Source organism: Rubritalea spongiae, assembly GCF_042652385.1.
Lineage (GTDB): Bacteria > Verrucomicrobiota > Verrucomicrobiia > Verrucomicrobiales > Akkermansiaceae > Rubritalea > Rubritalea spongiae.
Genome location: NZ_JBHSJM010000001.1, coordinates 1499668 through 1513671, shown reverse-complemented (window position 1 = coordinate 1513671; position 14004 = coordinate 1499668). Strand labels below are relative to the sequence as shown.

Here is a 14004-nt window from a genome sequence, read left to right as displayed (position 1 = left end):
GTTCGCTGGGTTTGTAGGGTGTGAGTTATGGCTAAGTTTGTGCTTTCAATAGATCAAGGGACGACGAGTTCCCGATCCATATTATTTAATCATGATGGGGAAGTTGAAGCTGTTGCGCAGTTAGAGTTTACTCAATATTTTCCTCAGTCTGGTTGGGTCGAGCATGATGCGAATGAAATTTGGCAGACCCAGTTAAGGACGATGGAGGAGGTGCTGGAAAAGGCTGGAGTGGCGGTTGACGATCTAGTGGCGATTGGTATTACTAATCAGCGTGAAACTGTGTTGTTGTGGGATCGGGAGACTGGTGAGCCCATTGCCAATGCGATAGTGTGGCAGGATAGGCGGACGGCGGAGGCGTGTAAGTCAATGCGGGGGACGAGTGAGGAGGTGGCTATTTCCGCGATCACTGGGCTGCGGCTCGATCCTTATTTTTCTGCGACTAAAGTACAATGGTTACTGGACAATGTGCAAGGGGCGCGCAAGCGGGCAGAGGCGGGTGAACTCTGTATGGGGACGATTGATTCGTGGTTAGTCTATCAACTAACTGGTGGCGAAAAGCATGTGACTGACGCGTCGAATGCTAGTCGTACCTTGTTGTATAACTTGAGAACGGGAGATTGGGACGATGCACTTTTGGAGCAATTTAAGGTGCCTCGAGCAGTGCTTCCAGAAATTGTGGATAGTTCTGGAGATGTTGGTAAATGGAGGGGAGTGCCGATTGCTGGGATTGCAGGTGACCAGCAAGCTGCTTTATTCGGGCAGGGATGTTTTGAGCCTGGGATGGCTAAGAATACCTATGGGACTGGTTGTTTTTTATTGATGCATACTGGCGAACGCATTGTCCAATCGAAGAACCAATTATTGACTACGGTCGCGTGGCAGTTGAATGGCAAACGGGAGTATTGTTTAGAAGGGTCTGTGTTTGTGGCTGGATCACTTTTTCAGTGGCTGCGAGATGGTTTACATTTGTTCAAAGATGTCGATGAATTGAATGAACTGGCTCAATCCGTGGAAGACAGCGGTGAGGTTGTTATAGTGCCGGCCTTGGCTGGTTTAGGAGCACCGCATTGGGATCCATTTGCACGCGGACTGATCACTGGACTGAGCCGTGGAACCTCTAAGGCGCATATTTGCCGAGCAGCGATGGAGGCTGTGGCTTTTCAAGTTGTAGAATTGCGTGAGTGTATGCAGCGTGATGCTCAGAGAGAGATTATTGAATTGCGGGTCGATGGAGGGGCTTGTGCGAGTGATTTGTTAATGCAGATACAGGCAGATCTGATGGGGGCGGATTTGATGCGGCCAAAAGATTTAGAAACCACGGCTTTTGGTGCTGCAGCTCTAGCTGGATTGGCGGTTGGCTTTTGGAGTATAGAATCTAAGGCCGTTGGGCAAAGAGGGGGGGGGAAGAAGTTTACTCCAATGATAGAGTCTGAGCAGCGTGAGGTTTTACGTAGTAATTGGGATAAAGCGGTGAGACGCGCAAAATTATAGAGTTCCTGATCTAGCTGCTACAATCCTAGTTCTGTTAGGTTTGGGTAATCATCAGGTCTGACTTGACCTTCCCAAACGAGTTTTCGCTCATTTTCATTAATCTTCACATCGTTGATACTGGCGTGTCTTTCGGCCATGAGACCATGTTCATCGAATTGCCAATTTTCATTGCCGTGAGATCGGAACCATTTGTCTGAAGTATCTCGCCATTCGTAGACAAAGCGGACAGCGATTCGGTTATTTTCGTAGGCCCAAACTTCTTTGATTAGGCGATACTCTGACTCGCTGGCCCATTTTCTTGTTAGAAAGCTGATAATCTCCTGACGCCCTTGGAGAAACTCTGAACGATTTCTCCAGACGCTGTCAGGAGTGTAGGCCAAGGCGACTTTGGCTGGGTCTTTCGTATTCCAAGCATTCTCCGCCATTCTGGCTTTTTTCGCAGCGGATACTGCATCAAAAGGTGGGAATGGTGGGCGAGGCTCAATAGTGGAACTCATGGATAAGTAGGTGCGTGATTACTTGGAATAGTACTAGATTGACCTAGGTCGTTACCACTTTTTGTATGGCAGGAACTTTCCGTTCATGGTGACAATGACACGATCACCTTTAGGGTCTTCTTGCTTTGAGACATCGCAAGTAAAGTCGATGGCACTCATGATGCCGTCTCCGAATTTCTCATGAATACATTCTTTGATGGCGCCTCCATAGACATAAGCAATTTCATAGAAGCGATAGATCAAGGGGTCTTTTGAGACGAGATCAGTATCTGTAGCTTTCATCGGGCATACTGTGAGCGCCGTAATGACATCGTCACCTAGATCGAGGAAAGAAGCGAGTTTGGTGGCGTCTTCTTTACTGAGGCTGTTTTGGCCTAAGCATGCAGAGGCGGTAAAGATATCGGATAAGCCAATAGCGGATCCAATTTCTACCCAAGTTGAGCCTTTTTGAATTTTGGCGCTGATGATGGCTTCTGTCATTTCGAGTTTAGTCATTTTATATATTCTGTTTGTTTAGTAATAAAAAATTATAGGAAGGAGAGAGGGTTATTTATTGATGGTGGGGATTGATAGGTGCGTGTGCACCTCGGCCTAATCTAGTGTTTCTTTTTCACACAGACATCTGTGCGTGCTGCCATTCTTTTCATTTGGAGAATAGGAGTGGCAGGGACGACGATCGCCATCCACATGAGGAAGCCAGCTGCGACGCAAACATGCACTTTCGCTTGGCTACAAAAGGAGGAGCATTTTCTTTGAATTGTTGTCATGCGTTCACTCACGGGATAGTGAGTGTATGATGGTACTTCAGGGAGTTCACAGTTCGTTACAACTGCATGATTGTTTTTTGATACATTCATAGTTCTGCTTTCTACATAAAATAGTTAAGCAGTTGGTGTGCCGATGTGGGTTGTGTAATATGATCTGAATTAATGTTTTATATTAGTTGGTGGTGATGTGTGTGACTTGTGTTTTGTATTTTTTATGCTATAGGGATGAGCGATTCTTTTGTGGATTTTGTGTGCAGCTAAATACAGAAAGGCGGCCTAGCTTTATACGCCAGACCGCCTCTTTAAATTGTTAGTTTTTAGTTGTGTCTACTATGCTGCTTTCTCTTTCTTGTAGTGAGTGAGGTAGATTGGAAGGCCAACAAGGCCAAGACCACCTACGATGTTACCAAGAACAGTTGGGATTTCATTCCAGAGGAAGAAGTCAGCAACTGTAATGTCTGCACCCATTGTCATCGCGAATGGGAAGAGGAACATATTCACAACAGCGTGTTCGAAGACCATGAAGAAGAAGCACATGATTGGGGCCCACATGCAGAAGAATTTTCCGATGGATGATCTCGCATAGATTGCTCCGATGACTCCCATGGAAACCATCCAGTTACAGAGGATTCCGCGGACGAAGCAGGTGAACCAGCCCATGGTTCCAAATTTTTCAAAACCGAGTGTTCTGCCTTCACCTACCTTAGCTAATAGCGTGTGGAAGGCTGGGAAGATTTCAGAAGTTTCTCCAGAGTAGCCGAATCTGACACTAAAGGATGCTAGGAAAACTACGAATAGGGCTCCGACGAAGTTTGAGCAGAAAACGAGGCTCCAATTACGGAAGACTTTCGCCCAGGTGCAGCCTTTATTGCCGTTAATTACGGGGAGGGGCGCGAGGGTGAAAACTCCGGTGACTAGATCAAACTTAAGCATATTAAGCATGATGAAGCCGATGGGGAACAGAATGGCTCCGAAGATTAAACTACCTGTTTTGGTGATTACCGTGAGAGCAAAAAAGGCGGCGAGAGTGAGGAGTGCTCCAGCTCCAATGCCGCGAATGATAGTGTCTTTAGTAGACATGAAGAGCTTTTCTTCGCCCGCCTCTATCATTTTTTTTGCCAATTCGTTAGGTGGTAAATAGTCCATGTTTTTGGTGTGTATTATTTGTTATGATTTGTGAGTGATTGGTTTCAGATGTATGGTGATAAATGAGGCGCCTTCATTTACGATGTTATCTGAAGTGTGTAGGAGATATATCAATGGAGAGATATCGCTCCTGTTTGAGTGTCCTTTAAACAATGTATTAAGGTCAGAATGGATTGAGCAATCACTGTGCCATGCCAATCAATCGGAATCCTCGATTTCACGAGGTTGGCTATGAATCTTATTAATGGATCTCGTAGCGCTTGATTCAGAATGGACTGACTACACCCTTTCAAATGAGAGCGTGGTGTATGAACAAAAGAAAAGCTCGCCATGATTGACGAGCTGATAGGGTGGGGAGTTTTGTTTCCTGTGCTGGCTTGGTTATATCTAGCCTGGTGGCCAGAGCATTTGGCGGCCAGCGAGTATGTGCAGGTGGAGGTGGGGGACTTCCTCGCCTCCATGAGGACCATTGTTAATGACGGTGCGGAAACCATCTTCAGCGAAGTCTTCTTGGTGGGCCACTTTATTTACGATAAGCATGAGGTGCCCCAAAATAGTTTGGTCTTCTGGTGAACTCTCAGCAATGCGGACAATACGTTTTTTAGGGACTACCAAGAGGTGTGTGGGCGCTTGTGGGTTAATGTCGCGAAAGCAAATGCAGATATCGTCTTCGTGAACGATGTCCGCAGGGAGCTCGCGATCAATAATTTTCTCGAATATGGTTTTTTCAGACATAATGGATTTTATTCGTCGTTAGAGTCTCCTCTTTTCTTACCCTTTAGCATAGCTTCGATGAAGGCATCAATTTCTCCGTCCATGATGCCCTGGATGTTTGCGCTCTCTTCGCCAGTACGCAGGTCTTTTACCATTTGGTAGGGCTGGAATACGTAGGAACGAATTTGGCTACCCCAACCGATATCGCCTTTTGCCGAATAATCGCGTTCGGATTCCGCTTTTTGCTTATCTTCTTCTATCTGATAGAGCTTGGCTTTTAGGAGTTCCATCGCAAGCTCTCTGTTGCGTAGTTGTGAGCGTTCCTGCGTGCAGCGAATGATGATGCCTGTCGGTTTATGTTTTAGAATAACTGCAGTTTCGACTTTGTTGACGTTCTGCCCCCCTGCGCCGCCAGAGCGGGCTGTTTGGATATCGATGTCGGCTGGGTTGATGTCGATTTCGATGTTCGTATTCATCTCCGGTGTGGCATCGACCGAGGTAAATGATGTGTGGCGCTTACCTGCGGAGTCGAATGGCGAGATGCGGACGAGGCGGTGAACACCTCGTTCATTTTTGAGATAGCCATAGGCGTATTCGCCATCGATTTTGATCGTAGCGCTGGAGATGCCAGCTGAGTCGCCTTCGGTATAGTCAACTGTGGTGACTTTGAATCCCTTACCCTCAGCCCAACGGGTGTACATGCGTAGTAGCATCGCAGCCCAGTCGGAGGCCTCTGTGCCTCCAGCTCCGGAGTTGATGGTGAGGTAGCAACTTGAGGGGTCTGTAGGTTTGTCTAAAAGTACAAGTAGCTCGAAGGATTCGAGTGCTTTATTGATATTTTCGAACTCTATGGACGCCTCTTGGCTTGAGTCTGCGTCTTGGTATTCTCGAGCTAGGCTGATGAGTTCTAATAGGTCATCATAGCGTTGTTCGAGTTCAAGAAATGGATTGAGTTTGCGTTTGATAATGTTGCTTTTAGCAACGGTTTCTTGAGCTTTCGTGGAGTCATCCCAGAAAGAACCTTCTGTCATTTCAGCGTCGATGGCCTTGAGATCTGATTCAAGGTTAGGGATGTCAAAGGTACCTCCTGAGTGTCGCAAGACGGCCCTTGATAGAGTCCGTGTCGACCGCCAGGAGGTCAGCGTTGTATGGTTCAGACATGTCTTGGTTCTGCGATGGGCAGAGGAATATTACAACTTAAAACACTTAAGTATCTGGCGCATAAAATTCCTAACGATCTGCAGGAAATGGAGATGCAGATAAGCGAAGCTGAACTTCATCTAGAGGCGAGAGATTGGTCTGGGCTGAGTTAATAGGCTTTGTGGTAGCAATTGCAATCACGCTAGAGATGCATAGGAGAGTGAGGCTTGTGAAAGTAAATGGATGGAGGGATCTTTGTCTTTTAATGAGTGAGTTGACTCTCTTTCTTAAAGTTGCTTGATAGGTCATGGAGAGTGTCGAACTTAACAAAGGCCGATGTTTGAGCATTTCCTCCGCCACATTGCATAGGGCGGAAATATAGGATTTAGAGTCGGTGCCTTTTGCTATGACCGAAGCGTCTACAGCGAACTCGCATTGGTAACGCAAACTATTCTTAAGCATCCAAACCAAGGGATTCCACCAATATAACACACAGTTTAATTGTGCTGCTAGAGAGAGCCAGAGATCTTTGCGCTGGATATGACCTAGTTCGTGAATGTAGACCATGTGTAAAGTCGACCGATCCCAGTTAGTAGCGTATTGAGGCAATATAATTGTCGGGTGGAATAGTCCTGTTACGACAGGGGAGTGTGCTTCAGAGGAAATGTGTAGGGAGGGACTACGTTTTAAATTCGATTGTTGAGTAGCTAACTCTAATTCATTGAATAAATAGCCTGAGTCAATTGATTCAGTGCGGTGAACCCACTGCGAGAGCTGCACCGCTTGGATTATATAAAAAGTAAGAGTGAGGGTAGAACCCACAATCCAGTAACTCAGTAGTAGGGTGGGTAAGCTCCAAGCATTGAGTTGTAATGAAGTCGAGGAGGCTAGCGACAGGGGGAGCTCCCATTTGGGAACTAATAATAGAATAGGAGAAAATAAGATTAATATCACCATGCTTGAGGTGAAGCATGATGCTTGTACTAGATTTCTGCTGGCTAATAACTTACTAAAAATTACTGCTATTACAGATAATGTAGTGCCGAGGAGGAACATAACTACTTGTCATCTACCATTTTTCGGATTTCGTCAATTTCAGACTGCGAGAGAGTGCTATCATTTTCATCTAAAAGTGCAGCAACCAGATTTTTAGGTTGGCCGTTGAAAAAGGTAGATAGAAGGTTTTTAATGGCGGAATTTCGTGCTTTGGTTTCGTTGATCGCTGGGCTGTAGATGTAGCGCCTCGATTCTTTACCGTGTATGAGCATCCCTTTGTTTTCCAAAGTAACTAGGAGTGCTCGCACTGCTGAATAGGAAGGCGGATCAGGTAAGTTATCTTGCACTTCTTTTGCAGAGGCTTTTCCTAGACGATAAATGATGTCCATGATTTGCCTTTCTCTGCGCGAAAGTTGTCCCTCTCCTGAGCTTCCCATGAAAATTCTTTTACCAGAGTCAGTGTGGAGCGCAATTTCAAATGCTAGAAAAGAAGCATAAAGATATTGACCTTATTGTTAAATGCTGTTTTTTTAGCTTTTATGAACTGGAAGAAATTGTTGTTTGTCGGATTGTTAGGAGCCTCATTAAGTTTGTTTAATTCGTGCAGTACCCATTATAGTTCTGGGGCAAGCGCTCCTAATTCAGCAGAGTCAAGTGACGCGGCTCGGTTGCGATCAGAAGCGACCTTGCGCTCTGGTCTGGGTACTGGCTTTGGGGAAGAGGTCGAGTCATCGATAAGTTATACTAAATTTACACGGAATGGATCAAAACCTAGTTCGGTTAATGTGATTTACTATAATGATAAGCTAGGTGTTGATGCGATGACACATGGTTCGAAGGTGATAGGTGGCGCGATGCAAAAAAGCTCTGATGGCTTAGTCGAGTGGGGGGTGAAATCTCAATGGTCTTATGCAAAGAATATCCATTCAGAGGGCAAGAGGTTTGTGATAGGAAAAGCGGGGAGTAAATATAGTTTAGTGGTGAAGAATATTTTCCATAGTCGTGTCGAAGTAGTTTTAAGTGTCGACGGCATCGATGTGATGGATGGGAAGAGTGCTTCTGTGAAGAAAAGGGGATATATTATCAATCCTGGGCAGACTCTGGAGGTGAAAGGTTTTCGAACGAGTGAGCAAGCGGTGGCTTCATTTGAATATTCCAGTGTAGCTGAAAGTTATAGTCATTTAAGGCATGGAGATACGCGGAATGTGGGAGTGATTGGCATGGCGGTTTATCCTGAGAAGATAAAGCTTTCTTGGTTGATGCGAAATGCCGAGACCCAGAGGCGTGAGCAAGCTAGTGCGTTTGCCGAAGCTCCGTAGCTAGGCCCATGCGAAATACAGTCAACGATACACTAGATTTCCGTTGATATTGGTCGCGCAATATTAGAATAAAAAACCGCTAACATTGGCTGTTAGCGGTTTTGATAATGAGTTGAGAATTGTATCAGAGCGATAGCTCGTACAACTGAGATAGGAGATTAAAGCTGGCCTTTAAGCGCTGCGTATTCCTTGCGGAGGCCGTCGAGTTCTTCTTCGACTTTAGCCATCTTTTTGTGGATGTCACCGAGTCGTTTAAGTACTTGAGTGATATCCGCATTGCCCTTTTTACGACGAGGGGATGGAGAGCCAGCTTCTTTTAGCCAGTTGCCAATGGTGAGCTGAGAGACTTTAAATTTACGGGATGCAGCAGCAGCTCCACCACGACCTTTTTCCGCGTTATGCTTATCTACAAAGGTAAGGATTTCAGCTTTTTCTTTAGTGCTGTAGCGCTTGCCGCGACCTTGTGGTTTGCTTTCGTTCTTAGCCATAATAGAGATAATGTTTATGCTGTTGTTAGTGTTGTGCAAGAAATAAATGTAATGAAAGATGTTATATCGATATGAGTCTCTATGAGACTGGATATAACTGAACTCATTTCTGTAGTGTTATGCGGTAGTGTTTGAGTAGCTCCAAGTGTGCTATAAAAAACACCGCCATGCCGTCCATAGAGGTAAGCCACTGATCCGAAAGCTCAGTAGGTGGGAACCTCCATTGGCCCTCTGTCTTCCTGAAAAGGCATGACATTAAACCTCCGGGGCAGCTCCCGTTATATAAATATCGGCCTGGGCACGTTCTATGATGGACGAACATGGCAGCAGGGCAAATATAGGCAGTTTTGGTCTTTTCGCAATAGGAATCGGTAACAATTAGAGTGGGGCAGGAGATTGTTTTAGCTTGGCTAAAGAATCTGTAATCCTAGCTGACTGATCCTGTGCTATTTTTGTGTTTAACATCGCCATACGGGTGCGGCGGGCGAGTATGTCATCAGCGCTACGGGCGTAGTGATTATGGAAAAAATCTGCGACTAATTGAGGTGAGATTGAGTCGGCGGGAGACTGGTCGATCGCAAAAGCTGGGGGGAGAGCGCCGTGTTCGCAGAGTTTGAGGCTTTCGGTGTTACATGCTTTTTGCGGGAGCTTGTGGGTGGCGATGACGGCGTTGATAGTATCTTCTGCCATTTTCCGACAGGTGGTCCATTTTCCTCCGAGGATGGAGATGAGTCCGTCTGGTGCAATGTCGAGAATGTGTTTTCGCGAGAGGGAGGCTGTGTTTCCTTTGTTGGCTCTACTGACTAGTGGCCGTAACCCTGACCAAGAACTTGAGATCGATTTAGGCTCGAAATCGAAAGTGTTCGAGGCTTCCTCGATCAAGAATTGGATTTCCTCGTTTGAGGGGGTCGGATGGAGAGTGGGAGTGTCGGTAGGGACATCTGTAGTTCCGATGAGCGTGTGTTGCTTCCATGGGATGGCGAAAAGAACTCGTCCGTCAGAGGTTTCGGGAATGATAAGAGCATTATCAGACCCTAATATTTTTTCAGGAACTACAATGTGTGAGCCGCGGCTGGTGCGAATGCTCCATTGAATTATTGAATCGTTTTGCTTCCTGAAGATGTCAGAAAAAATGCCAGTTGCGTTTACCACCGCTTTGGCGCGCATTTTCCAAGAGGTAGATGTCTCTTGGTCTTTTGCTATGACGCCTTTAATTTTCCCCTTCTTGCTGATGAGTTTCTCTACAGCGAGGTAATTGATAGCGAGTCCATTATTAGCATTGATGGCTTGAGCAAAGGCGACACAGAGTGCTGCGTCGTCGAATTGGCCATCGCTGTATGCGATTCCCCCTGTGGGCTTTTTTTTACGGTAGCCAGGGAGCGCGCGCTGGAGTTGTATTGGGTTTAATAGTTCTGCGGTTTGGATGTTGGCTTTACCTGCGAGCAGGTCGTACATGGCCATTCCTAAACGGTAGTAGTAGCGTGCTAGAGGTGCGTGAGTTGGGAGGATGAATCGCTGAGGATGGCAGAATTCTGCGGCGTTTTTGATCAAGAGGCTGCGCTCATGAAGTGCTTCTTTGACGAGACCGAGTTCACCATTTTGTAAATACCGGACTCCTCCGTGTACCAGCTTAGTTGACCTGCTAGATGTGGCTGCCGCGAAGTCTTCTTTTTCTAACAATGCAACTTTGTATCCTCGAGTAGCGGCGTCCCAAGCAGTGGCTAGTCCGGTAGCTCCACCGCCAATGATTATAATATCCCATTCTGTGTCTTGTTGGGCGTGAGCGATGAGTTTTTGGCGTGGGTCCGTGGTGTTCATATTTATACAATTGCTTTCATAACATAATTTTTAGATATGTTAGATGTGAATTCTGAGTTTTTAACGATTGGGCATCGCGGCTGCGCAGGGCTGGAGCCTGAGAATACATTGGGGGCAGTGCAGCGGGCGATTAAGCTGGGTTGTCCAATGGTTGAAGTGGATGTGCATGTGGTCGAGGGGAGCTTAGTGGTGATTCACGACTTCTCGGTGGATCGGACGAGTAATGGACGAGGGAGTTTAGATAAATTTATCTTGAGTGAATTGCGTAAGCTGGATGTGGGGAAGGGAGAGAGTGTACCATTGTTAGAAGAGGTGTTCGAACTCTGCATGGGGAGAGTGGTGCTGAATGTGGAGTTAAAGGGGAAGGGATGTGCTGAGGTGTTGGCGACACTTCTGAAACAGACGGAGGCGCCGGAGCTTTTAGTGTCTAGTTTTGATTGGCCACAGTTGAAGTTATTTAGACATTTGTGCAACAAGGCGGAAATAGCGGTGTTGGTGGATAAAGTGAAACGTGTTGAAGCAGCTGTGGCTTTAGCTAAGAGCTTGAAAGCGGTAGCGATCAATCCGAGTGTGCCCATTTTGAGTCGTGAGCTAGTTAGGAGCTGTCAGAGTGAAGGCTTTAAAGTGTATCCTTTCACGGTGAAGAGTTTAGATGATTTTGAGAAAGTGAAAGCAGCATGTGCAGATGGATGTTTTGCTGATGATCCGCGTATGGTATTAGAGAGTTTATGAAGCGGGGCTTATGGTTATTATTGGTTTTAGTGGGAATGACGAGTTGCGCGGCGCCAATTAAGGTCACCACGATTCCTCGGAATCAGGCGGTGATAGATGCCATCAATACGATGCCGAAGGGGGGCGGGTATTCGACTCAGCCAGTAGCGCATACAGCATTGAGCCATTCAATTGCTGTCGACGCTAAAGGCTTATGCTTGGCTCCTCAAAAAGCCTGCCCGAGTTATTGCTCTGGGGCTACTTATTTGGTGCTGTTAGAAATGGTGAAGGCTGCGGAGGCGAGAGGGGAATTTAAGCTGAGTGAGGGTGAAGCGAGTGCTTTACTGATGACTGGGCAGGCTGATGGAGTGAATGCGTGGGGGCGATGGAATGCTAATGGCCCTGGGGCGGCGAAGATGATTCACGACCTAAAGATAGGTGACAACTTTGAGAGTTATGCAAAAGCCCAGCCAGGTGATTTCATGAAGATTTTTTGGACTGAGGAGATTGGAAAATACGAACATGGTCACTTGGTGATTTATTTAGGGAGCTATCGTCATAATGGCGTGGATTACGTGCGTTTTTGGTCGAGTAATCAGCCAAAGGGTTACGGCATGAAGTCTGTACCGAAGTCTTCGATTATGTGGGCGATATTTTCTCGCATTACCAAGCTGGAAAATATCAAGCGAGTAGACAGTTTGTCGTACCAAGATAGCTTTTTAGCTGACATGTTGACTCGGAAATTTTCGCGAGCCGAGGTGCGCAGTAAGGTTTTTTAGAAGGAAGAAATTGGAGCGTGTACGCTTGCTCCTGAGGTAATTCTCTGGAATAAAACTACGCAAAGAAAGGTAGCTGTGCCTATTGATTGGCTGCTCTGAGGAGGAGGTTGCGGAGCTGGTCTGCGGCCTTGAGGGTAGCTATAACTTGTGCGGGGGAAATGCTATCGACGGGTTCAGCAAGTAGAGCTGGATGGGTGATTTCAAGGTGTGTGGAGCTTTCTAGTTCGACAGGTTTGGAGTTGTCTGAGGTAGACACCCAATCGAAGAGGTCGGAAATGCCGACGGAATCTTGTGTTTTCAGAACGAGAAGTTTGTTGAGAGACTGTTTCCGATTAAGAAGTTCTTTGCTGATTTGTGCCGCGTGGGCGTCAGTTGATTGGGTGTAGGGGGTGAGAACGAAGCGGAGAGTGTTGAGTGGTTGCGCTTCTGCTAGTGAGCGAATTACGGAAGGTGTTAGACCTAGTATGGCAGCATCTCCTTTACTTTTTTTATGAGAGAGTTCGATGACGACAACGGTGAAGTCATTTTCTTGGACGCCTTCGATGTCGACAAATGAGAGATTGATCGGGTGACCGTCATGTTTAAGTCTGTGGGAATTGTCGAATTGTTGTCCAGTGCCTCCGGGGCTTACAGATCCTTGAATGAAGCGGCTGGCGGATTGGAGGTTCGCTCGGCCAATGTCGGTGTCTAATGTGCGTTCACCGAGGAGGAGGGCGCGTTGCATTCCTGTTTCAATGTCTTTAGCATTGAGAGCAACAGCGACTTTGTATTGATTGTGCTCTTCCTGTTTTTCGTTCTGTTTCAAGTGATTTATGAGACTCAGAATGGTACCCGCGGCGAGGCCAATGGGTAGGAGCATGATGATCCACCAGTACTTGCGAGCGCTTTTTTTATCGACTGAATCAGACATAGTTGTGGGAGCACTGATGGCGCGGCTCAGTTTAGAGCGCAAGTACTTTAGCAATCGAATCTGCGGCGCGAAGATGGCAGCCTGGTTCACCTAGCTTGCTGGCGGTTTCGGCGAGCTCGGCTTTTACACTGTTTCGGTGTTTATCGTCAGCGAGAAAACGGTCGAGCGCGTGTTGGACGTGGCAGGGGTCGGCATCTCCTTGGATGAACTCTTCGACTACTTGTTTACCGGCGAGGATGTTGACGAGTCCAATGTAGTCGACTTTGACTAACATTTTTCCAATAAAATAAGTTGGCCATGCAATGCGGTACATGAGGCAGTAGGGAAGGCCGAAGTAGGCGGCTTCGAGAGTGGCGGTACCGCTGGCGATGACGCCGCAAGAAGCTTTTTGCATGAGGGCGTGGCTGTCGCCAGTGCTGATTTCTATCAAGTCGCTAGAGACTTTTGATTTAGAAATGAGCGAGCGCATTTTGAGAGCGAGTTTTTTAGAAGCGGCTGGAGCTTGGAAGCGCAGTGAGGGGTGTTCGATGCTGAGGCGTCGGGCAGCTTCGATCATGACCGGAAAGAGTCGGGCGACTTCACGTTCACGGCTGCCGGGAAAGAGGCCGACGAGTTTTGGGTCGCGCGGAATGGTTGATTTTTTTTCAGCCAATTCGTCGACAATCGGGTGGCCGACAAAATCGGTGGGGAGTCCCGCGTTTTGGAAAATATCTTTTTCAAATGGGAAGATGCAGATCATTTGGTCGAGGATATCGGCCATTTTCGGGATGCGTCCTTTGTTCCAAGCCCAGACTTGTGGGCTGATGTAGTAAATTATTTTTGTTTGTGGGAGTTTTTCGCGAACGGCTTTTGCCATGCGCAGGTTGAAGCCTGGGTAGTCGATGAGAACGAGGGCAGTGGGTTTGAGTGCGAGGATCTCGTCGAGCATGGCGTCAAACTGCTGCTTGAACCACTTGTACTGTTTGAGGACTTCCCAGATTCCCATGACGGCTGCGTCTTCGACCCAATCGCGGACATTGGGGCTGGCCGCGTGCATATCTGGGCCACCAGTACCGTGAAGTTCGACACCGGGTATGCGTTCGTTGAGCGCATGCATGAGCTCAGCGCCGTGGGTGTCTCCGCTGACTTCCCCAGCGATTAGATAGATTGAAGTACTCGTCACTGGGTGGAATCTATAGGTGTGCGGCTGGAATGTTTCAAGTTCTGAACGTCAGCCGCTGCTTAATGT

General features: G+C 47.1%; 16 protein-coding genes and 1 other RNA gene. 4 read left to right on the top strand and 13 right to left on the bottom strand.

Annotation, left to right across the window (positions count from 1 at the left end; genetic code table 11):
• The first annotated feature begins 27 nt into the window (after positions 1 to 27).
• Positions 28 to 1491 (top strand): glycerol kinase GlpK, encoded by a 1464-nt coding sequence (gene glpK, locus ACFPK9_RS06975; RefSeq protein ID WP_377094114.1) that lies wholly within the window; start codon positions 28 to 30, stop codon positions 1489 to 1491.
• Between the two features lie 17 nt (positions 1492 to 1508).
• On the opposite strand, the gene ACFPK9_RS06970 is transcribed toward glpK, so the two are convergent.
• From ACFPK9_RS06970 to ACFPK9_RS06935, 8 genes are all read right to left on the bottom strand, one after another.
• Positions 1509 to 1988, bottom strand: a complete 480-nt coding sequence (locus ACFPK9_RS06970; protein WP_377094113.1) for a nuclear transport factor 2 family protein — start codon at positions 1986 to 1988, stop codon at positions 1509 to 1511.
• Between the two features lie 51 nt (positions 1989 to 2039).
• Complete coding sequence (gene cynS / locus ACFPK9_RS06965; protein WP_377094112.1) at positions 2040 to 2483, bottom strand: cyanase; 444 nt, start codon at positions 2481 to 2483, stop codon at positions 2040 to 2042.
• Between the two features lie 101 nt (positions 2484 to 2584).
• Complete coding sequence (locus ACFPK9_RS06960) at positions 2585 to 2755, bottom strand: hypothetical protein (RefSeq protein ID WP_377094111.1); 171 nt, start codon at positions 2753 to 2755, stop codon at positions 2585 to 2587.
• Positions 2756 to 3085: 330 nt separating this feature from the next.
• Positions 3086 to 3901, bottom strand: a complete 816-nt coding sequence (locus ACFPK9_RS06955; RefSeq protein WP_377094110.1) for a formate/nitrite transporter family protein — start codon at positions 3899 to 3901, stop codon at positions 3086 to 3088.
• A 387-nt stretch (positions 3902 to 4288) separates the two neighbouring features.
• Positions 4289 to 4636 carry a histidine triad nucleotide-binding protein gene (locus ACFPK9_RS06950; protein WP_377094109.1) on the bottom strand — a complete coding sequence of 116 codons (348 nt, stop codon included), beginning with the start codon at positions 4634 to 4636 and terminating at the stop codon, positions 4289 to 4291.
• A gap of 8 nt (positions 4637 to 4644) precedes the next feature.
• Positions 4645 to 5776 (bottom strand): peptide chain release factor 2 gene (gene prfB / locus ACFPK9_RS06945; RefSeq protein ID WP_377094108.1). Its coding sequence is split into 2 segments (ribosomal slippage): positions 4645 to 5697 and positions 5699 to 5776, totalling 1131 coding nucleotides; the frame shifts between segments, so codons are not numbered across the junction.
• A 69-nt stretch (positions 5777 to 5845) separates the two neighbouring features.
• The gene (locus ACFPK9_RS06940; protein WP_377094107.1) at positions 5846 to 6712 is read right to left on the bottom strand and encodes a M56 family metallopeptidase; all 867 of its coding nucleotides are present in this window, start codon (positions 6710 to 6712) and stop codon (positions 5846 to 5848) included.
• A 101-nt stretch (positions 6713 to 6813) separates the two neighbouring features.
• Positions 6814 to 7188 (bottom strand): BlaI/MecI/CopY family transcriptional regulator, encoded by a 375-nt coding sequence (locus tag ACFPK9_RS06935; RefSeq protein ID WP_377094106.1) that lies wholly within the window; start codon positions 7186 to 7188, stop codon positions 6814 to 6816.
• Between the two features lie 102 nt (positions 7189 to 7290).
• On the opposite strand from ACFPK9_RS06935, the gene ACFPK9_RS06930 reads away from it, so the two are divergent.
• Entirely contained in the window at positions 7291 to 8070 is a 780-nt protein-coding gene (locus ACFPK9_RS06930; protein WP_377094105.1) for a hypothetical protein, read from the top strand.
• Positions 8071 to 8228: 158 nt separating this feature from the next.
• On the opposite strand, the gene ACFPK9_RS06925 is transcribed toward ACFPK9_RS06930, so the two are convergent.
• The 3 genes from ACFPK9_RS06925 to ACFPK9_RS06915 form a co-directional block, all read right to left on the bottom strand.
• Positions 8229 to 8558, bottom strand: coding sequence for a hypothetical protein (locus ACFPK9_RS06925; protein ID WP_377094104.1), 330 nt, complete (start codon positions 8556 to 8558; stop codon positions 8229 to 8231).
• Between the two features lie 155 nt (positions 8559 to 8713).
• Positions 8714 to 8891, bottom strand: a non-coding RNA gene (gene ssrS, locus ACFPK9_RS06920) — 6S RNA.
• 45 nt (positions 8892 to 8936) lie between these two features.
• Positions 8937 to 10376, bottom strand: a complete 1440-nt coding sequence (locus ACFPK9_RS06915) for a glycerol-3-phosphate dehydrogenase/oxidase (RefSeq protein WP_377094103.1) — start codon at positions 10374 to 10376, stop codon at positions 8937 to 8939.
• A 36-nt stretch (positions 10377 to 10412) separates the two neighbouring features.
• Between ACFPK9_RS06915 and ACFPK9_RS06910 the strand changes: the two genes are divergently transcribed.
• Complete coding sequence (locus ACFPK9_RS06910; protein WP_377094102.1) at positions 10413 to 11108, top strand: glycerophosphodiester phosphodiesterase; 696 nt, start codon at positions 10413 to 10415, stop codon at positions 11106 to 11108.
• Complete coding sequence (locus ACFPK9_RS06905) at positions 11105 to 11866, top strand: hypothetical protein (protein WP_377094101.1); 762 nt, start codon at positions 11105 to 11107, stop codon at positions 11864 to 11866. Before ACFPK9_RS06910 ends, ACFPK9_RS06905 begins: the two co-directional genes overlap by 4 nt.
• Positions 11867 to 11945: 79 nt before the next feature.
• On the opposite strand, the gene ACFPK9_RS06900 is transcribed toward ACFPK9_RS06905, so the two are convergent.
• Both ACFPK9_RS06900 and lpxB read right to left on the bottom strand, forming a co-directional pair.
• Complete coding sequence (locus tag ACFPK9_RS06900) at positions 11946 to 12776, bottom strand: hypothetical protein (protein WP_377094100.1); 831 nt, start codon at positions 12774 to 12776, stop codon at positions 11946 to 11948.
• A gap of 31 nt (positions 12777 to 12807) precedes the next feature.
• Entirely contained in the window at positions 12808 to 13938 is a 1131-nt protein-coding gene (lpxB, locus tag ACFPK9_RS06895) for a lipid-A-disaccharide synthase (protein WP_377094099.1), read from the bottom strand.
• Positions 13939 to 14004 lie beyond the last annotated feature (66 nt).